The following is a 22,136-nucleotide window of genomic DNA, read 5'->3' on the forward strand; positions in this document are numbered from 1 at the left end:
GCGACCGGCCTTCTCGGGTGCCGCTCAGAAGAGCCCGTCGCGGGGCGGCGGCGGGGCGTACTGCGGGTCGACGCCGCGGAAGAGCTTGCTCACGCTCTTGCCCGCGTGCGTGCGGCGGATGGCCTCGCTGAAGAGCTGGCCGACGCTGCGCACCTCGAGCTGCGTCCAGCCGGGATGGTCCTGCGGGACGGTGTTGGTGGTGACCACCTCGGTGATCATGTGGTGGCCCTGGAGCCGCTCGACGGCCTTGCCGCTGAACAGGCCGTGCGTGGTGCAGATCGAGGCCTGCTGGCAGCCGAACTCCTCGAGCTTGTCCAGCAGTTCCAGGATGGAACCGCCGGTGGCGATCTCGTCGTCGATGACGATGGCCTTCTTGCCCACGACGTCGCCGACGATGGAGTCGATGACCACCTTGTCGTCACTGACCCGCTTCTTGCTGCCGGCGGCCATCGGAATGCCCAGCAGGCGGGCGAAGGTGGCGGCCTCCTTCGCATTGCCGAAGTCGGGGGAGACGACCACCCAGTCGGACAGGTCCTTGCCCTTGTAGTGGTCGGCCAGCACGCCGATGGCGGTGAGCTGGTCCACCGGCATCGAGAAGAATCCCTGCACCTGCGGGGAGTGCAGGCTCATCGTGAGCACCCGGGTGGCGCCGGCGGTCTTCAGCATGTCGGCCACCAGACGGCCACCCATCGAGATGCGGCTGGCGTCCTTCTTGTCGCTGCGCGCATAGGCGTAGTGGGGCATGACCGCGGTGATGTACTCCGCGGAGGCGCCGCGGGCTGCGTCGATCATCAGCAGCAGCTCCATCAGGTTCTCCTGCGTCGGGGGAACCAGCGGCTGCACGATGTAGACATCGCGTCGCCGGCAGTTGGCCAGCAGCTGCGCCTGGATGCAGTCATTGCTGAAGCGCTTGATGTCCACCCCGCTGAGCTCGACCCCCAGGTTGCCGCAGATCTCCTGCGCCAGTTGCCGGTGGGCCGTTCCGGAGAAAACGACGATGTCCTTCACGTGGTGCCTTCCATCGGAGCTGTCGGCTGAATCCTATCCCCCAGTGCGCCGTCCGCAGGGCCGGGGATTGAAACCAGTACTCGTGACACGCGGGCACCGCGGGCCACTGACGATGACGGCTGCATGGCGCTGATCGCCTAGGCTCGGTGCATGGCCAACACCCTTCTCGCCCCCCTGTCCCGCCTGAAGACCACCGCCCTGGTGATCATCGCCTCCGTGCTGATCCAGCTCGGCCTCGGCATCGCGATGCTCACCGGTTCCTGGTCGCTGGCCGACGCCCACGGCGGCTTCGGCTACCTGACCTTCCTCGCGAGCCTGGTGGCCGCCGTCTTCGCCTTCCAGGCCAGCAAGGCCGATCCCACCGCGAAGGGCCTGCTCTTCCACACCCTGAGCCTGCCGGTGCTCGCGCTGGTCCAGATCGGCATGGTCGAGGCCGGCGGCGGCAGCGAGGCCATCAAGTGGATCCACGTCGTGCTCGGCCTGGCCTTCATCGGTGCCGCGGTGAGCCTGTACAGCCTGCTCAACAAGCGCACGACCGCCAGCCGCATCTGACCCTGTTCCTGCGCGGGTCTTCCTGCGCCAAGGGCCCCGACCGGACGGTCGGGGCCCTTCGTCGTGTGTGGGTCAAGCGCCCAGGGAACGAGCAGTTGCCGCGAAGTCCTGTCGGGCCTGATTGATCCGCTCCGGTGTCCAGTCGACGGTGGGGTCCGGCTCCAGGTGGGTGAGCAGCACCTGCGCCAGCGCCACCTCGGCCTGTGACCACGCGGCGGGTACGCCCCCGAAGGGGGTCATCTCGCTGCGCTCGTCGAGCCAGTCCGGTTGGGTGAGGGCGCGCGAGAGGATCCCGCGCATGGTCAGGCCGGCCAGTTCGGAGAGCGCGACGAAGCCTTCTCGTCCCTGCCAGGGCTGACGCTGCCGGTAGCCGATCAGGTGGGTGAGTCCCTGGTAGACCTCCGCGCGGCGTTCCACGAAGGCGCGCTCCATCTCTACCAGTGCCTGCCCGACCGTCTCCCGCAGTTGGTCGTCGGGCAGCGCCTGGTGGGTGGTGGCCAAGGCCATGAAGACGCGCCAGTGAGGTGATGCGAGCAGGCGGCGCACGTCGGCATCGATGCTGACGCGCAGTGCCTCCACCACCAGCTGCCGGCGACCGGTCTCCGTGTCGAGCTGGTCGTCGTGGGCGGTCAGGATCTCCTGCAGGCGTGCCAAGTCCTGGCTGCCCTCCGGGATGAGCGTGGTTCGCCGCACGGTTTCGACCAGGGCATCGGCAAGGAAGTCGTCGCGACGGGGCCAGTACCGGTAGGCGCTGGCGCGCGAGACGCCCGCCTCGGTGATCAGCTTCTCGACGCGGATGGCATCGAGCCCCACGCCGAGCCCTTCGTCGACTAGTCGCTGGACGGCAAGGTCGAGCAGTCTCTGGCGGGTCTCCTGTTCGGAGAGGCAGGTTCTCGCGGTCATGAGACACAGTGTATCTTCATCCGTATGAGACATGATGTATCAAACTCTCGGAGGAGTGGAGCCATGTGGTGGACCATTGCAGTTGTCGTCGGGATGGCCCTGGTGGTGGTCTGGATGGTGATGAAGCCACCGGCCAATGTCGGCGACCGGTCAAAGCTTGGGCGCACCTTCAGCGCCGCCGAACAGCACCGGATCGAGAGCCGCAGGGTCACGGCCCAGCAGCTCGGCGACGCCACCTGCGAGGACGGGCAGGCCTGCTGGATCGCCGTCGACGGCATCGTCTACGACATGGGCGGCTTCCCGAAGTGGGCCCGCGGCCGACATCACGGCGTAGAGGCAGGCCAGGACTGCACCGAGGCCTTCGTCGGCTCCGGCCATGCCGTGACCGTACTGCAGAAGATGCCCGTGGTGGGCGGTTACGACGGGTGAGGCAGCCGACACGGGGAGTTCTGTTCAGCCGCCGATGGCCAGCACCCGAGTCGCGCCCCGTGGTGCGTGTGGCACCATCTCAGGCCTGCGGCCCCTTCACGGCCAGCCCGACACTGGTGACGATCCCCTCGCGCTGGCCGCCCGAATGGACGATCTCGGTGCCCGAGGGCTGCACCGTCAGCTGCGTCTGGTGCTGGCGCAGGGCCTCGACGACCGTCGGCAGCGTCTCGGGCAGGTCGAACCACTCGACGTCGAAGCCGGGCTCATCGCGCACCTCGGCGAAGCGCACCCCGCTGCGGGCCGCCGCGATGCGGGCGACGTGGTGCAGACGCACGTGGTCGGGATGTCCGTAGCCACCGCCCAGGTCGTAGCCGATCACCAGGTCGGGCTGCCAGGCCTGAACCAGCGCCATCAGGTCGGCCACCTCGTCCTCGATGTCTCCGGAGGTGAGGCTGTGCTCGTCGCCGGCATCGGCAGGACCGGCCAGCCCCTCGCGCACCCAGACCATCCCCGAGTCGCGGTAGCGGCGCGGCTCGAGACCGGCCGCCCGGGCGGGTTCGGTGCCCAGGAAGACATGCCGCTCGATGCCCAGTGCGCGCAGGGCGCTGGCGAGCTCCTCCTGCCGGTGCGCCTCCAGGCCGGCACCGGCCAGGCGGGAGAGCGGCCCGGGGACGACCTCGCCCCTCTCGCCGCGAGTCGCCGTCACCAGGTCACAGGCGATCCCGAGCGAGCGCATGTGGGTCACCAGGGCACCGGTGGACAGCGTCTCGTCGTCGGGATGGGCGTGGACGAACAGGGCCCGGCGCACGCCGTCGAGGGCGCCACGGCGCTGCTCGGCCCGACCGGGGTCCAGCAGCGTGCGGTAGTGGCTCTCCAACTGCACCGCCACCTCCTCCCAGCCGAAGCCGAGGGCCCGCTCGCGTCCGGCGGTGCCCATCCGCACCATGCGGTGCGGGTCGCGCAGCAGCTCGGTCAGGGTGTCGGTCCAGGCCTCGGCGGTGCGCTCCTGCACCAGCACCCCGGTGAGGCCGTCGACGACCACCTCGCGCAGGCCTCCCGAGTCGGCGCTGACCACGGGCACGCCGCAGGCCGAGGCCTCCAGCGCGACCAGGCCGAAAGTCTCGGAATAGGAGGGCACCAGCACGGCCCGGGCGCCTCGGATCAGGCGGGCCAGGTCCTCTCGGGACTGCGAACCCAGCCAGCAGACCTGGTTGGTGATGCCCAGGCTGTGCGAGAGGTCGATCAGTTCCTGCCGGTAGTCGGCGAAGTCCTGGCTGGCCTCACCGGCGATCACCAGCGTGGGACGGATCTCCTCCGGGATCCCGGCCAGTGCGACGAGCGCCAGGTCGGGCGCCTTCAGCGGCTGCAGCCGGGCGGCGAAGAGCAGGAAACCATTGGGATTGGGCGCGACGCACACCCGGCCGTACTGGGGCGGCTCGTCGGGTCCGGTGAGCTCGGGGGCCCAGCGGCGGCAATGGCCGTCCGTCGGGTGGAAGAGGCTCGAGTCGACGCCGGGGTGCACGACGACGACGCGGGCCGGGTCGGCGCCGCAGCGCTCGATGATGGTGCGGGCCTCGTAGCGGCTGACGGCCACCACCAGGTCCGATTCGCGGGCGATCAGGCGCTCGCCGGCATTGCGGCCGGGGGACTCGGGCGGTTCGCCCTCGCTCAGCGGGTCGCCGGGAAGGGCTGCCACCGAGTGGAAGCTCTGGACGTGCGGCACGCCCCAGGCCTTGGCGACGGGCAGTGCCGCTACGCCGCTCATCCAGTGCTGGGAGTGGATCACCTCATAGGGCTCCAGCTCGCGCAGCGCGGTGGAGAAGTCCTCGATCCACTCCTCCTGGGCGCTCTTGGCCAGCGGCTCGGTGGGGCCGGCGACGAGCTGGCGCACCACCACTCCTGGGTGGACCTCCACCAGGTCGGGCTGGTCGGTGTTGTCGCGCCGGGTCACCAGCTCCACCTGGTGCCCCCGATCGGCCAGCGCCTTGGCCTGGTGCAGCTCCACGACGTTCATGCCGCCGGCATCCTTCGAGCCCGGTGCGTCAAGGGGCGAGGTGTGCAGGGAGATGAAACCGATCCGAGCCATGCAGGGAACCTAGCAGTCTCAGGAAGGGTGGATCGTGATGAGGGTGATCTGTGACTGGTCGAACAGCCGCAACGGGATCGACTGCCCCACGCCCGAGTCGATGTAGAGCTGGGCGCTGCCCGCGTCGAACAGGCCCTTGTCGAGGCGCGGGAAGAGCCCGCCGCCGCCAGTCGAACAGGCCCTTGTCGAGGCGCGGGAAGAGCCCGCCGCCGCCAGGGGTGTGGATGGCGCCAATGCCGGGAATGCGCACCTGCCCGCCGTGGGTGTGGCCGCAGATGGCCAGTTCGGCATCGCTGGCGGCGAGGTCGTCGAAGACCTGCGGGGAGTGGGTCAGCACCAGCTGGAAGGCGTCCTCGCGGGTGCCCTGCATGGCTTTGTCCAGGTCGCCGACGCCGGTGTAGTAGTCGTCGGTGCCGACCACGTCGAGCTTGCCCCAGGGGCCGTCGAAGGTGACGTTGGTGTTCTGCAGGACGGTGGCGCCGTTGGCCTGGGCCATCTCGACGACGGGGCCCACCCGGCCCTCCCAGTGGTCGTGGTTGCCGGGGACGACGTGGACGGGGATGCCGAGCGCCGCCAGGTCGGCGAACCAGGCGTCGACACGGTTCAGGTCCTCGGTGTACATGTTGATCAGGTCGCCGGTGACGGCGATCAGGTCGGGGTCCTGTTCCCGGACCATCTCGATGACCTCCTGGCGCTGCGGCATGGAGACGTCGTGCAGGTCGGTCATCTGCATCACCCGTAGTGGCCGGCCGCTGACCCTGGGACTGGACAGTTCCAGGGTGGCCAGCTTGGTGTGGGTCACTTCGTACCAGCTCATCGTCACGACCAGGCAGAGCAGCAGGATGCCGACCAGCAGCAGCCGTCCGACCCAGCGCAGCACCCGTCGCAGGCGGGACGGGCTGGGGTCGGCGGTCTGGCTCATGCGCCCGAGCCTAGGTGGGTGGCGCTGGGACGCGGCTGAGGGTGTGGCGCTGGGGGCGCGGGGGCTGGGGGCGCGGGGGCTGGGGGCAATGGGTTCGGGCATGGCGAAGGGCCGCTGCCAGAGGCAGCGGCCCTTCGATGCGGAGCGGGCGCCGGGAATTGCACCAAGCTCTCCCACCAGGAAGGTGGGTGTTCTGCTACTGAACTACACCCGCAAGACCACCCACACTACCGCCGGGCTTCGGTTGACCCAAAATCCGCGGTGCTGCTGGCCCTTTCGGCGCTGATGGAACTGCGCCGCTGCTGAAAACGGCCTCCTGGCGGCGCACGACACGTTCAAATGTCCTCCGTGGCCGTATGGGCTGCAATTACTGCGCGACTGCCCGGAACCAGGCGGCTCGGGGTCAGGTTGCGCGCGTCGGGCGGTCGGGATCAGGCGGCGCGGACGGCCGCGTAGCTGTCGAGCTGCCCCGCCCCGGTGCAGGAGTTCTTGCGGGGGGTGCCGGTGCACTCGCTGCCCAGGCCCTTCACGGCCGGGGCCTTGGTGGTGGTGAGCAGGCGCTGGGTGACCTCGCCGACGCCCAGCTTCGGGTTGCGCGAGCGCATCAGGGCGATGGTGCCGGCCACCTGCGGCGCGGCCTGCGAGGTGCCGGTGCGGGTGGTGAACCGGTTGCCGGTGGTGGTGGCGTAGACAGCCTCACCGGGGGCGGCGATGTCCACCATTCCCTTGCCGAAGCTGGAGAAGGCGGACAGGCGGCCCTTGGTGTCCACGGAGGCGACGTTGACCACCAGAGGGCTCTCGGCCAGCGGGTCGTGGCAGCTCTCGCCGCGCTGCCAGCTCACGTCCATCGAGGCATTGCCGGCCGACTGCACCTGCACCACGCCGCGCTTGTTGGCATAGGCGATGGCGCGGTTCACCGCGGTGAGGGCCGGGCCACCGATGTTCAGCTCACCGCACCACAGGTCGAACAGGTTGAGCGAGGTGTTGGTGACGGCCAGCTGGCGGGTGCCCGACCAGACCAGGCCGCAGACGATGTACTCGGGGAAGGACTCGCCATTGCCGTTGACCACCTTCACCGAGGCGACGTGGGCACCGGGTGCGACGCCGGTGACGCCGTAGCCATTGCGGGCGGCGGCGATGGTGCCGGCGACGTGGGTCCCGTGCGGGTCGCTGCCGCGCCAGGCGCCCTTGGCGGTGTTGGGCCGGCCGCCGGCGGTGCAGTCCACCGAGTCAGCGGCGCTGAAGTTGGGGGCCAGGTCACGGTGGCGGTCGTCGACGCCCGTGTCGAGCACGCCAACCACCACCGACGACGATCCTGGGGTGAGCTTCTGCGCCTGCACCGCCCGGTCCTGGGCGAGGTGCTTCTGGCGCGGGGCCAGCGGGTCGGCCTTGCCCACCTTCGTCGCGGTCGCGGTGATCCGTCGTCCGGGTGAGGAGACGGCCACCGAGCGGTTCACGGTGACGCGGTCGCGCGCGGCCTCGTTGCGGGCATCCCCCACGCTGAGCACGGAGCGGTCACGCAGCGCCATCAGCTTCTTGGCATAGCCGGCGCGGGTGGAGCGCACGACGATGACGCCGATCTGCGGCCAGGCCTGCACCACCTGGCCGCCGGCCTTGACGGCGGCCCTCTGCGCGGCGGCGGTCTGGCCGGCGGTGCGGGCATTGACCAGGTAGGCGCGGGGTGTCGCGGCGGCGTCGGCCTCCGGAGTCAGCGAGCCCACGGTGAGGATGCCGACGACGGCCAGCACGGTGCTCAGCAGCAGGGCCAGGTGGCGGCTGGTGCGGGGCTGGGTGGTGCTGGTCATGGATCTGCCTCTCGAACTGTGGGTGCTGCGCCTTCGAGGTCCATCAGACACCCCACCAGGCCCGAAAAGTCGCTTGGTCGGTGTGGGTAGGCGAAGTCTTCGCTGAGCTTCTTTCAGGTGCTCGCGGGCATGACGAGGGGTGCCGGACGATGATGCGTCCGGCACCCCTGTGGTGGCGATGGAATCGGCTTGTCAGTGCCTGTTGGACACCTCCTGGTCGAGCGATGCGCCCGGCTGCGGGGCCACCCGTCCGGCCCGGTGGATGGGCTCGTGGGAGCGGTAGGAGTGGCCGGTGAGCAGGCCAACCATGAACATGCCGATGGCCAGCGCTCCCAGGGCGAACACGATGTCGCCGGGGGTGCGCAGCCAGCGCAGCGCGGTGAGGGTGGGGCTGGCAAGGAAGTCGGAGCTGCGCGCCCACCAGGTTCCCCGTTCGATGCTGGCCCAGGCCTGGGCCAGGCCGAGCGGCAGCAGGCTGAGCAGGCTCATCATCAGCAGGCCGCCGTTGAGCCCCCAGAAGCCCCATCGCAGCCACCGCTCGTTCCATTCGCGCCCGGGCATCAGGCTGCGCACGCAGAAGAGCATCAGGCCGATGCCGAGCATGCCGTAGACGCCGAACAGGGCGGTGTGGGCGTGTAGCGGCGTCAGGTTGAGGCCCTGGACGTAGAACAGCGAGATGGGTGGGTTGATCAGGAAGCCGAAGACGCCGGCGCCGAGCATGTTCCAGAAGGAGACCGAGACGAAGAAGTAGATGGCCCACTTGTAACCGGCCACCCATTCGCCCACCTTGAGGATGCGCAGGTTGCGGATGGCCTCGAAGCCGATCAGGGCCAGCGGCACCACCTCGAGGGCGCTGAAGGCGGCGCTGAGGGCCATCACGACATCGTCGGAGCCGGCGAAGTAGAGGTGGTGGCCGGTGCCGATGATGCCGCCGAAGAGGAAGACGGTGGTCGACGCAATCGTGGCGGTGGCGGCCATGCCGGAGCGCACCAGGCCCAGGCGGCTGAACAGGAAGGCGATCACGACCGTCGCGAAGACCTCGAAGAAACCCTCCACCCACAGGTGGACCACCCACCAGCGCCAGTACTCGGTGATCGACAGGTGGGTGTCGTGGCCCATGCCGAAGGCGGCGCCGAAGAAGGAGGCGATCGCCAGGCAGCTCATCAGCAGCATCACCACGAGGCTGCGCTGCGATCCCGAGGCCAGCGGCGCCTCGCTGGTGGGGGTGATGTGCTCGCCGTGGCTGGCCCCTCGCACGGCCGGCCACATGCCGCGTGCCATCAGGAAGAACCAGAGGAAGAGGCCGATGAACAGCCCGATCTGCCAGGCGCGGGCCAGGTCGAGGTATTCCATGCCGGTGGTGCCGAGCCACCAGCTCAGCTCGGTGCCGTAGCCCATCTGGCCGCGGATGGAGAGCCACTGGCCGGCCATCGAGCCGAGCACGACGACGATGAGGGCCCAGAAGAGCACGTTGACGCCGAGCTTCTGCAGCCGTGGTTCGCGTCCACCGACGGCGGGGGCGACGTACAGCCCGGTGGCCAGCCAGGCGGTGGCGATCCACAGGATGCCCAGCTGGGTGTGCCAGGTGCGCACCACGGGATAGGGCAGGACGCGGTCGATCGGGATGCCGTAGAGCGCACCGCCCTCCACGCCGTAGTGCGCCGAGAGGATTCCGACGGCGATCTGCAGCACGAACAGGCCGCCGACGGCGAAGAAGTACTTGAGCGTGGCCCGTTGAGAGGGGGTGGGCTGGTAGCCGAGCAGGGGGTCGTCGTCGGGCGGGGTGTCGGTGACCTCGTTGTCGTCGTGCAGGTTGTGGTACCAGACCATGCCGGCGATGCCGCCGAGCAGCAGGATGAAGCTGACGATGCTCCACAGCACGTTGGTGGTGGTGGGGGTGTTGCCCACCAGCGGCTCGTGCGGCCAGTTGGCGGTGTAGGACTCGCTGCCGTCTGGGCGGTCGGTGGAGGCGGCCCAGCTGGACCACCAGAAGAAGGCGTTCATGTCGGCCATGGCCTGCGCGTCGGCCACGGAGCCCTTGGCGATGGCATAGGGCTCGTTGCCGTCGCGGAAGACCTGGGCGTAGTGCTCGGCATTGGCGCGGTAGGCCTCGGCCCGGCCCGGTGCGAGCGTGATGGTCCCGGTGGCGGGGTCGTGGGTGTTGGTGCGCATTGCCTGCTTGGCGCGTGCCTGCAGCGCCGCCTGGCGTTCCGGGTCGAGCTCCTGGAAGCTCTTGGCCCCCTCCTGGGCGGCGTAGTGGTCGAGCAGGAAGGTGGTCTCGCGGTGCAGCCAGTCGGCGGTCCAGTCGGGGGCGACGTAGGCGCCGTGGCCCCAGACCGAGCCGACCTGTTGTCCGCCGATGGACTGCCAGACCCGCTGGCCGTCCATCACCTGGCCGGCCTCGACGACGACGCTGCCGTCGGCGGCCACCACCTGGGTGGGGATGGGTGGCTTGGAGTGGTCGATGCGCACGCCCATGTAGAGCAGGACGGCGAAGGAGCCCAGCACGACGACGGCCAGTGCGGTCCACCAGCGGCGGTCGCGGGGGTTCATGGAGGTCTTCGGGGGCTGGGGCGCGGCATCTCCAAGACCTGCCTGGGATACTGCTTTCGTTCTGGACAAGGGATCTCCTTTTTTCACGGAATTAGCCGTATAAATAATCTCCCACATTCGTCCCGATGGCCAGACCCCGGGGTGCACCTTGTGGTCCACCAGCACCCTCGTCCAGAAACCACACTGAGAAGACCCCTCGCTGCCGTGGGTGCAATGACGCCCGCTGTCGATGTGGTTTGTGGACGGCGCCCCCGGATCACGCGCCCCGGATCACCTGCCCGGGCACGACGAAGGGGCCGGACGACGATGCGTCCGGCCCCTTCGGGGTACTGCGGGTCAGGCTGGTGTCACTCGGCGTCCAGGTCGCGCTCGACCAGGGCGGCGATCTTCTCGACGGCCTCGGCGTTGTCGCTCTCGACGGTGACCTGGGCGCCCTTCTCGGCACCGAGGGTCATGATGAGCAGCGGCGAGCTGGCGTCGACGGCCTCTTCACCGTCGACGGCCAGGGTGACCTCGTCGTCGAACTCGCCAGCGGCCTCGGCGATGATCGCGGCGGGACGGGCGTGCAGGCCGACGCTGGAGCCGACGGTAACAGTCTTGCTAGCCATGGTGTTCTCCTTGCTGTGGATCACTACGTGATGGTGATGGATTCAATTGTGACTGATGTCAGGCCGCAACGGCAGCCGGGGCCTCGGAGTTCCTCTTTCCGAGAGATTTGAGGATGATCACGAGGGCCGCCGAGATGACGGTGCCGACGGCGATCGCGATGAGGAACTTCCACCAGGTGCCGTCCATGGCGAACAGGACGAAGGCACCGCCGTGGGGTGCGCGTGACTGCGCCCCCAGGGCCATGCTCAGGGCACCGGTGACTGCGCCACCGACCATGGTGGCCGGGATGATGCGCAGCGGGTCGGCAGCGGCGAAGGGGATCGCACCCTCGCTGATGAAGGAGGCGCCCAGCAGCCACGAGGCGCGGCCGTTCTCCTGCTCCACCTTGGTGAACAGCTTGGGACGCAGGGCCGTGGCCAGGGCCAGCGCGAGCGGCGGCACCATTCCGGCGGCCATCACGGCGGCCATCACCTTGAACGAGGACGTGGTGCCGGCGCTCAGCCCGGCGGTTGCGAACAGGTACGCGGCCTTGTTGACGGGCCCGCCGAGGTCGAAGCACATCATGAGCCCCAGGATCACGCCCAGGCCGATGATCGAGGCGCCGGTCATCCCGTTGAGGCCATTGGTCATCATGCGCATCAGCACGGCGATCGGACGGGCCAGTACGAGGTAGAGCGACCCACCGGCCACCAGTGTGGCGAGCAGCGGGATGATCACCACGGGCATCAGGCCGCGCAGCCAGCGAGGAACGCGCCAGCCACCGATCCAGGCGGCGACGGCACCGGCGATCAGTCCGCCGACCAGGGCGCCGAGGAAGCCGGCACCCGTCGCACCGGCCACGGCCCCGGCGACGAAGCCGGGCACGATGCCGGGGCGGTCGGCCATGGCGAAGGCGATGTAGCCGCCCAGGGCTGGCAGCAGGAAGCTCATGGCCGTGGCGCCCAGGGTGAACAGCAGCGCGCCGAGGTAGGCGGTCAGCGGCAGGTGGCCCATCGCGTGTGGTGCCAGGGCGGCATCGGGCAGGTTGGTGATCGAGTTCTTGGTGATGATGTCGGTGGCATTGGTGGTGATGTCATAGCCGCCCAGCAGGAAGCCCAGCGCGATCAGCAGGCCGCCGGCGGCGACGAAGGGCACCATGTAGCTGACGCCGGTCATCAGGGCCTGCTGGATGCGCTTGCCGAACGACAGCTGGCTCTTGGCGCCGCCGGCGCCGGAGTCGGCAGCGGCCGAGGCGTCACCGGCGACGCGCGGCGCCTTCGGGTCCTTGGCGGCGGCCAGGGCCTCCTCGATCATCTTCTTCGGCTCGTTGATGGCGCGCTTGACACCCGACTCGACCATGGGCAGGCCGGCGAAGCGCTCCCGGCCCTTGACGCCCACGTCGGTGGCGAAGATGACGGCGCTGGCGCGCTTGATCTGCTCTGCCGTGACTGGGTCGGTGGCGGTGGAGCCCTGGGGCTCGGTGACGATCTCGACGCCCATCTCGTCACCGGCCCCGGTGAGGTAGTCGGCGGCCATGTAGGTGTGGGCGATGCCAGTGGGGCAGGCGGTGATGGCGATGATCGACGGCGTGCCGGAGTCGGCCGCGGGGGCCGCGTCCCCGCCGATCGGCACCACATTGCCAGGCTGGCCGGGGGCCGCCTCGGGGCCATTGGGCTCGACGGCGCTGCGGACCAGCTCGACAACCTCGTCCTGGGTGCGGGCCTCGCGCAGGGCCACGAGGAAGTCCTTCTTCACCAGGGCACGGGCCAGCTTGGTGAGCAGCTTCATGTGGTCGGCGCCACCGTGCTCGCTGGCGGCGATCAGGAAGACCAGGTCGGCGCGGCCGTCCTTGGCCCCGAAGTCGACGGGCGTGGTGAGGCGGGCGAAGCCGAGCGAGGCCGTGTTGACCCCGGCTGAGCGGCAGTGGGGGATGGCGAAGCCGCCGGGCATGCCGGTGGGCGACTTGGCCTCGCGGGCCAGCGCGTCGGTGGCCAGCTGGTCGGCGTCTGCTCGTCCGGTGGCGGCGACGATGCCGGCCAGGGAGCGGATCACCTCCTGCTTGGTCTCGCCCAGGTGGACGTCGAGCGCCACCAGTCCGGGCTCGATGAGTGAGGTGGACATCGGTGTACCTTCCATTTTCTCTTGCAGGTCTGTGACGGGGACGCGGTGGCGTCAGTCGATCCGGGTGACGTGCACCTGGTCGACGGGGGCCTGGCTGGGCCCCGGCAGCTGTGATCCGGGCAGGGCGGCGGCGCCGCTGCCCCAGGCGACGGCGCGTCGCAGGCGCTCCTCGGGAGGCAGGTCGTCGCAGTCGGCCATCAGGTAGCCGGCCAGCGAGGAGTCGCCGGCGCCGACGGTGGAGGCGACGGTGATGCTGGGGGCGGCGGCATGCCAGGCGCCCTCCTCGGTGACCAGCAGCGCGCCGGAGCCGCCGAGGGTCACCAGCACCTGGCCGATGCCGCGGGCGGTGAGCTGGCGGGCGGCCTCGAGCACCGGGCTCCAGTTGCCCTCGGCGGCCTGGCGCTCCAGCTCCAGCCCGTCGGTGCCGGTGATCTGGCCGAGTTCCTCGGAGTTCGGCTTGACCAGGTCGGGGGCGGCCTCGGGCAGGTGGCGGGCCAGCGCCATCAGGGGGGCGTCGGAGGTGTCGACGGCGATGCGCACGCCGAGCGGGCGCAGGTGACGGACCAGGTCGGCGTACCAGTCGGTGGGGGCGCCGGGCGGCAGGGATCCGCACAGGGCCACCCAGCGGGCCTGGTGTGCGCTGGCCAGCAGCACATTGCGCAGGGCCACCTGGCGTTCCTCGTCGAGTGGGCTGCCGGGTTCGTTGAGCTTGGTGGTGGTGCCGTCGGCCTCCACCAGGGTGAGGTTGGCGCGCACCGGCTGCCCGGTGGACACCCCCCGGTGCGCGACGCCGAGGGCCCGAAGGCCCTGGATGACAGGGTCGTAGTCGTCGGCGGGCAGCACGGCGAGGCCGGGCCGTCCGGCCAGGTGGACGGCGCGGGCGACGTTGACGCCCTTGCCCCCGGCTTCGGCGCTGACCTCGCCCAGGCGGTTGACGCCGCCGCGGGCCAGGCCTCCCTCGAGCCGGGCGGTGCGGTCGAGGCTGGGATTGGCGGTGAAGGTGACGATCATGCGAGGACGACCTCGATTCCTTGTTGGGTGAGAAGCTCGCTCTGCTTCGGGGTGATGGCGTCGGTGACCAGTACGTCGATGGCGTCCAGTGGCGCGAAGGTGCAGGCGGTCTGGACGTCGAACTTGGAGCTGTCGAGCAGTGCGATGGTGCGCCGGGCACGGGCGACCATCTGTTCCTTGGCGACGGCCTCCTCGGCGTCGGGGGTGGACAGGCCGTGCTCCAGGGAGAGCCCGTTGGCGGCGATGAAGCAGACGTCGGTGTGCAGTCGGCCGAGCGCGGCAACCAGGGCTCCACCGACGCAGGCCTGGGTGAGGCCCTTGACGCGCCCGCCGAGCAGCTGGACGTCGGCACTGGTGCGGCTCGACAGGCTGGCGGCGATCGGGAGGCTGTTGGTGAAGAAGGACAGGCGGGTCTCGGTGGGAACCTGCGCGGCAAGGCGTCCGGTGGTGGTGCCGGAGTCGACCAGCACCGAGGCATAGGGCTGTTCGGGCAGCAGGCGGACGGCGGCTGCGGCGATGCGGTCCTTCTGTTCGCTGTGGCTCTTCTCGCGTTCGGCCAGGGCGAGGTCGCCCAGCTGGAGGATGGTGGCGGGCATCGCGCCGCCGTGGACGCGACGCAGGATGCCGTGCCGGTCGAGTACCTCGAGGTCGCGGCGGATGGTCTCGGGGGTGACGTCGAAACGGGCGGCCGCCTGGGTGACCTGGACGCGCCCCTCGCCGTGCGCGATCTGCACCAGCAGGGTGCGTCTCTCCTCGGCGTACATGGCGTCCTCCTCGACCCCTGTGGCGGCCCATCCAGCAAATACAACATGAAACAACGGCGATCCATGTCTGCGTCGGTTTTTATCGTATGTGATTGTGTGAGAACTGGCAAGGGTCAATTGCTGACCAGACGGTGAAATGTGGGCCCCCGTGTTCTATTGTGGGGGCACTGCCTGCGGCGTCGCAGGCACGACCGCCCGCCTGCGGCCACAGATTCGAACCGGGACGATCCGGAACGAACCGACTGCGGACACCGGGGCGTCACGCACACCGAAGGGTTCCCACATGAGCACCGCCACCGAGTACCGCGGCACCGGAGTCGTCCCCGGCGTCGCCCACGCCCCTGCGATCTGGACCGCACCGCGTCCGCAGCTGCCCGAGCACAGCCCCACCATCCCCGAGGGGGGCCGCGAGGAGGAGGTCGCCCGCTTCTCCGCCGCCGCCGCCACCGTCGCCGGCCGCCTGGCCGAGCGCGCCTCCCACGCCACCGGCGTCGCCGCCAACGTCCTGGAGGCCAATGCCTCGCTCGCCCGGGACAAGGGCTGGCACAAGGCCATCATCAAGCTCGTCAACAAGGGCGTCCCCGCCCCGCAGGCCACCGCCCGGGCCACCGACGAGTTCGTCGCCATGTTCGAGAAGATCGGCGGCCTGATGGCCGAGCGCGCCACCGACCTGCGTGACATCCGTGATCGCGTCATCGCCGAGCTGCTCGGACGCCCCGAGCCCGGCGTGCCCGCCCCGTCCGAGCCGTCGATCCTGCTCGCCGACGACCTGGCCCCCGCCGACACCGCCGGCCTCGACCCCACCCTGGTCATCGGCCTGGTCACCGAGCTGGGCGGCCCCACCAGCCACACCGCCATCATCAGCCGCCAGCTCGGCATCCCCTGCATCGTGGCCGTTGACGGCCTGTCCGCCATCGCCACCGGTGAGCTGCTGCTCGTCGACGGTGAACAGGGCACCATCCGCCTCGGCGTCGACGCCGCCTCCGCCACCTCGCTGGTCGAGGCCGACGAGCAGCGCCGCGAGGCGATCCGCAGCTGGCGCGGCCCCGCCCAGCTGGCCGACGGCACCCCCGTCGACGTGCTGGCCAATGTGCAGGACGGTGCCGGTGCCGCCCGTGCCGCCGCCTCCGAGGCCCAGGGCATCGGCCTGTTCCGCACCGAGCTGTGCTTCCTCTCGGCCGAGAAGGAGCCCACCGTCGAGGAGCAGACTGCGATCTATGCCGACGTCATCAACGCCTTCCCCGGCAAGAAGGTCGTCGTGCGCACCCTCGACGCCGGCAGCGACAAGCCGCTGAAGTTCGCCAACATGGACGAGGAGGAGAACCCGGCCATGGGCGTGCGCGGCATCCGCATCGCCACCGACCAACCGGCCATCCTCACCAACCAGCTCGACGCCATCCAGGCCGCCAGCAAGGGCGAACCCACCTGGGTGATGGCCCCGATGATCGCCACCGTCGACGAGGCCAGGAGCTTCGCCGAGCAGTGCCGTGAGCGTGGGCTCAAGCCCGGCATCATGGTCGAGGTGCCGGCCGTGGCCGTGCAGGCCGAGAAGTTCCTGGAGCACGTCGAGTTCATGAGCATCGGCACCAATGACCTCACCCAGTACACGATGGCCGCCGACCGGATGAGCGCCAAGCTCGCCAGCCTCACCACGCCGTGGCAGCCGGCCGTGCTGGAACTGATCGCGATGACCGCCGCCGCGGGCCAGAAGCTGGGCAAGCCCGTGGGCGTGTGCGGTGAGGCCGCCGCCTCGCCGGTGCTCGCCTGCGTGCTGGTCGGCATGGGTGTCACCTCGCTGTCGATGGCCGTCGCCGCCATCCCGGCGGTCGGCGCCCAGCTGGCGCAGGTGACCCCGGAGCAGTGCAAGGCCGCAGCCCAGGCTGCCTTGGCTGCAGCCGATCCGACGGCAGCCGCCGAGGCTGCGCGCACGGCGCTCGCCCAGGCCTGACCCGGCCGGGTCCCGTCCACGGGCCCCCGCACGCACCGCTTCCAGACCGGCTGCCTGCGGGGGCCCTTCGCGTCTGCGCCAAGAGGCCACTGAGAACGCCCCCGACGAGTGACGGGGAATGCGATGCCGGTGGCTAGAGTTGACCCCCGCTGCGGGCGCATCGGCCTCCGCAACATGCCAGAAGGAAGATTCGATGCTGTTCACCGCACCCCCCGGAGGGATCCTGCTGGCTGACGAGACCGTGTTGCGCGGCAAGCTGGACGCCGTGCTCGACGCCCAGGGTCACGTCTGGGTCCGCCCCGTGGACCAGGAAGAGCCGCGTCTGGTTGCCGACGGCCCCGTCCCGCCCGGCCTCGGCATCGACCTGGTGGTCACCCGCCTGTCGATCGACCCCGGCAAGGACGACTCGGGTCGCAACATGCCCACCTCGCTGGCGGCCCGTCCCCGCGACGACGACGGTTACATCGACGACGAGGAGGACCGGGTGGGCGACCAGCTCTGGTGAGCCCCGCCTGGCCGCCAGCGCCAACGGATGACGCCGTGGGCGTGGAACTAGGTTCCACACCCACGGCGTCTCGTTCAGCCCATGGCACGGTCGGCTCAGGCCGACTGCGGCACCTCCAGCTCGGTCACCGGCATCGGCGGGCGCACGATCAGCACCTCGCAGGTGGCGCGGCGCACCACGTCAGTGGCCACCGTGCCCAGCAGCCGCTCGGCGATCGAACGGTCCCGGATGGCGCCGATGACGATCAGCTCGGCGCCGTGCTGGCCGGCGGTCTGTAGCAGCGCCGCGGCCGGGTCACCCTCCACCAGCAGGGCCGCCTTGACCGTCGCCCCGTACTCACCGGCCACCTCGACGGCCTTCATCACCGCCTGCTCGGCCGCCTCGCGGCCCTTCACCTGGTTGATGATGGCCAGGTCGCCGCCCATGGTGGTGGTGTTCTTGGCTTCGACGCGCCCGGCCAGGCTCGACCAGGCGCACACGACCACCAGCTCGGCCTGCTCGTGCGAGGCCAGCCAGGCGGCGCGGGCCACGGTCGGCTCGGCCAGTTCGGAGCCATCGGTGCCGACGACGATCGTGCCGTAGTTGTTCATGCGTGCCATGTCATACTCCTGCCTGGGTGATGACGTCCTCGACGTCCTTGACGATTGGGGGCTCCTTGATGAAGAGCATCACAACGCCGGCGATGGCCAGCATGATGCCCGCGAAGCTCAGCGCACGCGCCGGGTCGCTGCCCAGGAAGTGCTTGAAGACCCAGCCGAAGGTGAGGGTCTGGATGAGCATCGGGATGACGATCATCATGTTGACCAGGCCCATGTAGACGCCATAGCGGCTCGACGGGACCATGCGCACGATCATGATGTAGGGCACGCCCATGATGGAGGCCCAGGCGATGCCGAGACCCACGATGGCAATGATCTGGCCCACCGCGCTGTTCATGTGCGGGAAGACCAGTAGGCTCACGGTGGCGCACCACAGGCAGATGGCGTGCACCCACTTGGCGCCGAGCTTCTTGGCCAGCGCCACCAGGCCGAAGGCAACGCAGAAGGTGACGATGTTGTAGGTGGCGTTCACCTTGCCGGCCTGCGCACTGGCCAGCTGGCCGCCGACCGAGTTCAGGTCGGTCGTGTTGTGCAGCACCTTGGCGATGGCCAGGGCGACGTACTGCCAGTAGCAGTTCATCGCGTACCACTGGAAGAAGTAGACGCCCGCCAGCACCTTCATCGGGGTGGGCATGTCGACCACGGCATCGGTGATGTCGCGGAAGAACTTCTTGACGCCGCCGCCCTCGGCCTTGGCGGCACGGATCTCGGCCAGCTCGGCCGCGCTCGGCTCGTTCTCGGGAGTGGTGGTGACCGAGATCAGCACGGTGACCAGCGAGCAGACCGAGCCCAGCATGAAGGCACCGAAAGCCCACTTCGGGACGCCGTGGCCACTACCCAGCCCGAAGATCCACTGGAAGAAGGTGATCGACAGGTTGGCGAGGGTGATGCCCAGGCCGGTGAAGAAGGACTGCGCCAGGAAGCCCTTGCCGAGCTGCGAGGGGGGCAGCTTGTCGGCGATGAAGGCGCGGTAGGGCTCCATTGCGGTGTTGTTGCTGGCATCCAGGATCCACAGCAGCAGCGCCGCGACCCAGACCGCCCAGACGAAGGGGAACAGGAAGAGGCAGACTGCGCAGCCGATGGCGCCGATCAGGAAGAAGGGGCGGCGACGGCCGCGGAAGAAGCCCTTCTCCACCCAGGTGCCGTCCGAGAGGGCGCCGATGATGGGCTGGATCAGCAGGCCGGTGATGGGGCCGGCGAGGTTCAGCAGCGGGAGGTCCTCGGGCGAGGCGCCGAGCATCGAGTAGAGCGGCGTCATCGCCGTCTGCTGCATGCCGAAGGAGTACTGGATGCCGAAGAAGCCGAGGTTCATGAGCAGGATCTGCTTCATGCTCATCAGCGACTTCTGCTGCACCCGGGCGGTGGTGGTGGTGGCGGTCATCGACGGCCCCCATCGGTGCGGCTGCCGGCGGCATTGGCCTGCAGCCAGGCATCGAGGCGCTCGAGCTCGAGCGCCCAGCCGTCGGTGTGCAGCTGGGACTGCGAGGGGTCATAGGGGCCCTGGATGATGCGCACCAGAGTTCGTCCGCGGCGGCCCAGCTGGGTGAACTCGACGCGCAGCTCCAGCGGCACGTGGGGATCGATGCCCTCGTCGCCCGTGATCCGTTGGCGGGCGACGAAGACGTCGGGGGCGAAGAATTCGGTGAAGACCGCGTCGGTGCCGACGACATGGCCGTCGGACTCGCGGACCTTGTCGTGGTGGTGGCGTCCGCCGGTGCGCAGGTCGCTGGTGATGGTGCTCTGGTCGACGTGCCAGCCGGGCGATCCGCGCCACTGCGACATCTTTCCGGGATCGGTGAAGGCTTCGAAGAGGACCTCGCGCGGGTACGGGAATTCCCGTTCCACGACGAGGATCTGGTGCTCTGTCATGGGTTGCCTGTTCTGCCGTGTGGGCCCTTGGCCCAGGGGTGTGTGGGAGAACGCTCCCACATCCGGGATCGTCTTCGTAAGTCAGTCCGGCCCCGAATCTTCCGGGCACGACCAGTCGGACATCGCGTGCTGCCGATTGCATCCGAACGGACACCGAACGGAGTCCGGATGGGGAATTCAGTCCGGCCCGAGGATCCACAGACGTCTCCCCGACGCCACACAGCAGACACATAGGCTCGCTCGGGAGTGTGTGGGAGTACCCGACGACGAAAGGTCTCCCGATGACCACCCTCCCCCTGCTGCGCGGCAGCCGACCAGCCGCCCTCGACAGGCTCGGCCAACGCGCGGAGGAGCCCACCGGCTCCACCGTCCAGCCCCGCCGCGGCCGCACGGCCCGGATCCTGCTCGGCGACGAGTCCGACCCCGCCTGGGCTCGTCCCGGCCTGTGGGCGCTGCTGGCCCTCAGCGCCATGGTCTACCTGTGGAACCTGACCAACAGCGGTTACGCCAATGACTTCTACGCCGCCGCGGTGAAGTCGGGCACCCAGAGCTGGACCGCCTGGCTCTTCGGCTCGCTCGACTCCGCCAATGCGATCACCGTCGACAAACCCCCGGCCTCGCTGTGGGTGATGGGCCTCAGCGCCCGCCTGTTCGGCTTCTCCTCCTTCTCGCTGCTGCTGCCGCAGGCGCTGATGGGCATCGGCACCGTCGCGACGGTCGCCGCCGCGGTGCGTCGCTGGCACGGTCACGCCGCCGGCCTGGTCGCCGGTGCACTGGTGCTGGTCACCCCCGTCGCCGCGATGATGTTCCGCTTCGACAATCCCGACGCGATGCTCACCCTGCTGATGTCGCTGGCCGGCTACTGCGTCGTGCGTGCCATCGAGACGAGCCGTGGCCGCACCGCCCTGCGCTGGATGGTGGCCGCCGGAGCCGCGATCGGCTTCGCCTTCCTCACCAAGATGCTGCAGGGCATGCTCGTGCTGCCAGGCTTCGTGCTGGCCTATGCCCTGGCCGCTCCCCGCAGCATCCGGGCCCGCCTCGGGCACCTGCTCGCCGCCCTGCTCTCGATGGTCGTCTCGGCCGGCTGGTTCGTCGCCCTCGTCTCGCTGTGGCCCGCCGCCAGGCGCGCCTACATCGGTGGCTCCACCAACAACTCGCTGTGGGAACTGGCACTGGGCTACAACGGCCTGGGTCGCATCCTCGGCGGCGCCGGCAATGGCGGTGGCGGCCAGGGTGGTGGCCCCGGCGGTGGCTTCGGTGGCAGCACCGGCATCACCCGCATGTTCAACAGCCAGTTCGCCACCGAGACCAGCTGGTTCCTGCCCGCCGCGCTGATCCTGCTCCTCGCCGGCCTTGCCGCTCGTGGCCTGGCCCCTCGCACCGACCGGGTGCGTGCCTCGCTGGTGGTCTGGGGCGGCTGGATGGTCTCCACCGCCCTGGTGCTCAGCTTCATGGAGGGCACCGTCCACACCTACTACGCCATCGCCCTGACCCCCGGAATCGCCGCCACCATTGCGGTGGCGGGTCGGGAACTGGTCGAGCAGGGTCGTCGGGAAGGCGCGGTGGGCATCGTCTGGCGCACCGTGGTGGCGCTGGCCGTCGCCGTCACCGCCGGGTGGGGATTCCACCTGCTGGAGACCAGCGCCGACGGCTGGAACAGCTGGCTGCGGTGGGTCGCCCTCGTGGGTGGCCTGGCCGGTGCCCTGGCCTACCTGGTCCTGGGCATCTCGCAGCGCAAGCAGCTGCAGACCCTGGCCCTGGCAGCCCTGATCGCAGGATCCGTTGCCGCCGTCACCCCGGCGGCAGCCTGGACCGTCGCCACGGTGAACGTCGGCCACACGGGCTCGATGCCCACCTCGGGTCCCGCCGTCGCCGGCAGCGCCATGGGTGGAATGGGTGGCGGACAGCGGGGTGGCACGCCTCCGACCGGCACCGCTCCGACCGGTACCGCTCCGACCGGTACCGCTCCGACCGGCACCGCTCCGACCGGCACCCAGCAGGGGCAGTCGAGCACCGGCAGCGCTCCCACCGGGAACGGGGGTGGCGACGCCGAGCAGACCAGCTCCGCACTGACCGAGCTGCTCAGTTCCATCAGCTCCAGGTGGTCTGCCGCGGTGATCGGTGACCAGACGGCCGCCGGCTACATCCTCGACTCGGACACCGCCGTGATGTCGATCGGCGGATGGTCGGGCAGTGACGAGAACGTCACCCTCGAGCAGTTCAAGGCCTACGCCGCCAACGGGGACATCAGCTACTTCATCTCCGGTGGTGGCAGGGGTGGACCCGGCGGGGACAGTGGCTCCGGCGCCGAGATCAGCCAGTGGGTGCAGGAGAACTTCACCGCGAAGACCGTCGGCGGCGCCACCGTCTATGACCTGACCAGCAGCTGACCCCACCCGTTCCACGTGGAACGTCGGGTACCACGCCCCCGGCCCCTTCGGGTCGGGGGCGTGCTGGCATGGGGCAGTAAATG

At 69.8% G+C, this 22,136-nt stretch carries 17 protein-coding genes, 1 tRNA gene and 1 pseudogene; 5 read left to right on the forward strand and 14 right to left on the reverse strand.

Annotated elements, in window-relative coordinates; genetic code table 11:
• Positions 1-24: 24 nt before the first annotated feature.
• Positions 25-1,008 carry a ribose-phosphate diphosphokinase gene (locus ACYVKA_RS04755; RefSeq protein ID WP_394275288.1) on the reverse strand — a complete coding sequence of 328 codons (984 nt, stop codon included), beginning with the start codon at positions 1,006-1,008 and terminating at the stop codon, positions 25-27.
• Between the two features lie 150 nt (positions 1,009-1,158).
• Here ACYVKA_RS04755 and ACYVKA_RS04760 point away from each other — a divergent pair, with 150 nt between their 5' ends.
• Positions 1,159-1,560 carry a hypothetical protein gene (locus tag ACYVKA_RS04760; protein ID WP_460703395.1) on the forward strand — a complete coding sequence of 134 codons (402 nt, stop codon included), beginning with the start codon at positions 1,159-1,161 and terminating at the stop codon, positions 1,558-1,560.
• 72 nt (positions 1,561-1,632) lie between these two features.
• On the opposite strand, the gene ACYVKA_RS04765 is transcribed toward ACYVKA_RS04760, so the two are convergent.
• Positions 1,633-2,463, reverse strand: coding sequence for a TetR/AcrR family transcriptional regulator (locus ACYVKA_RS04765; protein WP_460703397.1), 831 nt, complete (start codon positions 2,461-2,463; stop codon positions 1,633-1,635).
• A 63-nt stretch (positions 2,464-2,526) separates the two neighbouring features.
• Between ACYVKA_RS04765 and ACYVKA_RS04770 the strand changes: the two genes are divergently transcribed.
• Entirely contained in the window at positions 2,527-2,892 is a 366-nt protein-coding gene (locus ACYVKA_RS04770; RefSeq protein WP_394275291.1) for a cytochrome b5 domain-containing protein, read from the forward strand.
• A 79-nt stretch (positions 2,893-2,971) separates the two neighbouring features.
• Here the strand turns inward: ACYVKA_RS04770 and ACYVKA_RS04775 are convergent, their stop codons facing one another.
• From ACYVKA_RS04775 to ACYVKA_RS04815, 9 genes are all read right to left on the reverse strand, one after another.
• Complete coding sequence (locus ACYVKA_RS04775; RefSeq protein WP_460703399.1) at positions 2,972-4,978, reverse strand: glycosyltransferase; 2,007 nt, start codon at positions 4,976-4,978, stop codon at positions 2,972-2,974.
• Complete coding sequence (locus tag ACYVKA_RS04780) at positions 4,935-5,900, reverse strand: metallophosphoesterase (RefSeq protein ID WP_460703401.1); 966 nt, start codon at positions 5,898-5,900, stop codon at positions 4,935-4,937. The genes ACYVKA_RS04775 and ACYVKA_RS04780 overlap by 44 nt, the downstream gene beginning before the upstream one ends.
• A 143-nt stretch (positions 5,901-6,043) precedes the next feature.
• A tRNA-Gly gene (locus ACYVKA_RS04785) sits at positions 6,044-6,114 on the reverse strand.
• A 217-nt stretch (positions 6,115-6,331) separates the two neighbouring features.
• Complete coding sequence (locus tag ACYVKA_RS04790; RefSeq protein ID WP_460703403.1) at positions 6,332-7,705, reverse strand: S8 family serine peptidase; 1,374 nt, start codon at positions 7,703-7,705, stop codon at positions 6,332-6,334.
• A 192-nt stretch (positions 7,706-7,897) separates the two neighbouring features.
• Complete coding sequence (locus tag ACYVKA_RS04795) at positions 7,898-10,258, reverse strand: nitric-oxide reductase large subunit (protein ID WP_460703405.1); 2,361 nt, start codon at positions 10,256-10,258, stop codon at positions 7,898-7,900.
• Between the two features lie 347 nt (positions 10,259-10,605).
• Complete coding sequence (locus tag ACYVKA_RS04800; RefSeq protein WP_394276571.1) at positions 10,606-10,866, reverse strand: HPr family phosphocarrier protein; 261 nt, start codon at positions 10,864-10,866, stop codon at positions 10,606-10,608.
• 58 nt (positions 10,867-10,924) lie between these two features.
• Complete coding sequence (locus ACYVKA_RS04805; protein ID WP_460703407.1) at positions 10,925-12,967, reverse strand: PTS fructose transporter subunit IIABC; 2,043 nt, start codon at positions 12,965-12,967, stop codon at positions 10,925-10,927.
• Positions 12,968-13,018: 51 nt separating this feature from the next.
• Entirely contained in the window at positions 13,019-13,978 is a 960-nt protein-coding gene (locus ACYVKA_RS04810) for a 1-phosphofructokinase family hexose kinase (protein ID WP_460703409.1), read from the reverse strand.
• Complete coding sequence (locus ACYVKA_RS04815; RefSeq protein WP_394276568.1) at positions 13,975-14,742, reverse strand: DeoR/GlpR family DNA-binding transcription regulator; 768 nt, start codon at positions 14,740-14,742, stop codon at positions 13,975-13,977. The genes ACYVKA_RS04810 and ACYVKA_RS04815 overlap by 4 nt, the downstream gene beginning before the upstream one ends.
• Positions 14,743-15,025: 283 nt before the next feature.
• On the opposite strand from ACYVKA_RS04815, the gene ptsP reads away from it, so the two are divergent.
• The gene (ptsP, locus tag ACYVKA_RS04820) at positions 15,026-16,690 is read left to right on the forward strand and encodes a phosphoenolpyruvate--protein phosphotransferase (RefSeq protein ID WP_460703411.1); all 1,665 of its coding nucleotides are present in this window, start codon (positions 15,026-15,028) and stop codon (positions 16,688-16,690) included.
• A gap of 193 nt (positions 16,691-16,883) precedes the next feature.
• Complete coding sequence (locus tag ACYVKA_RS04825) at positions 16,884-17,195, forward strand: hypothetical protein (RefSeq protein ID WP_394276566.1); 312 nt, start codon at positions 16,884-16,886, stop codon at positions 17,193-17,195.
• A gap of 95 nt (positions 17,196-17,290) precedes the next feature.
• Here ACYVKA_RS04825 and ACYVKA_RS04830 read toward each other — a convergent pair whose 3' ends face one another.
• From ACYVKA_RS04830 to ACYVKA_RS04840, 3 genes and pseudogenes are all read right to left on the reverse strand, one after another.
• Positions 17,291-17,794, reverse strand: a complete 504-nt coding sequence (locus ACYVKA_RS04830; RefSeq protein WP_460703413.1) for a universal stress protein — start codon at positions 17,792-17,794, stop codon at positions 17,291-17,293.
• A gap of 673 nt (positions 17,795-18,467) precedes the next feature.
• A pseudogene (locus tag ACYVKA_RS04835) lies at positions 18,468-19,175 on the reverse strand (MFS transporter); the annotation flags it as partial.
• Complete coding sequence (locus tag ACYVKA_RS04840; RefSeq protein WP_460703415.1) at positions 19,172-19,663, reverse strand: SRPBCC family protein; 492 nt, start codon at positions 19,661-19,663, stop codon at positions 19,172-19,174. The pseudogene ACYVKA_RS04835 and the gene ACYVKA_RS04840, both read right to left, overlap by 4 nt.
• A 281-nt stretch (positions 19,664-19,944) precedes the next feature.
• On the opposite strand from ACYVKA_RS04840, the gene ACYVKA_RS04845 reads away from it, so the two are divergent.
• Entirely contained in the window at positions 19,945-22,053 is a 2,109-nt protein-coding gene (locus ACYVKA_RS04845; protein WP_460703417.1) for an ArnT family glycosyltransferase, read from the forward strand.
• Positions 22,054-22,136 lie beyond the last annotated feature (83 nt).

Source organism: Luteococcus sediminum (assembly GCF_054783495.1).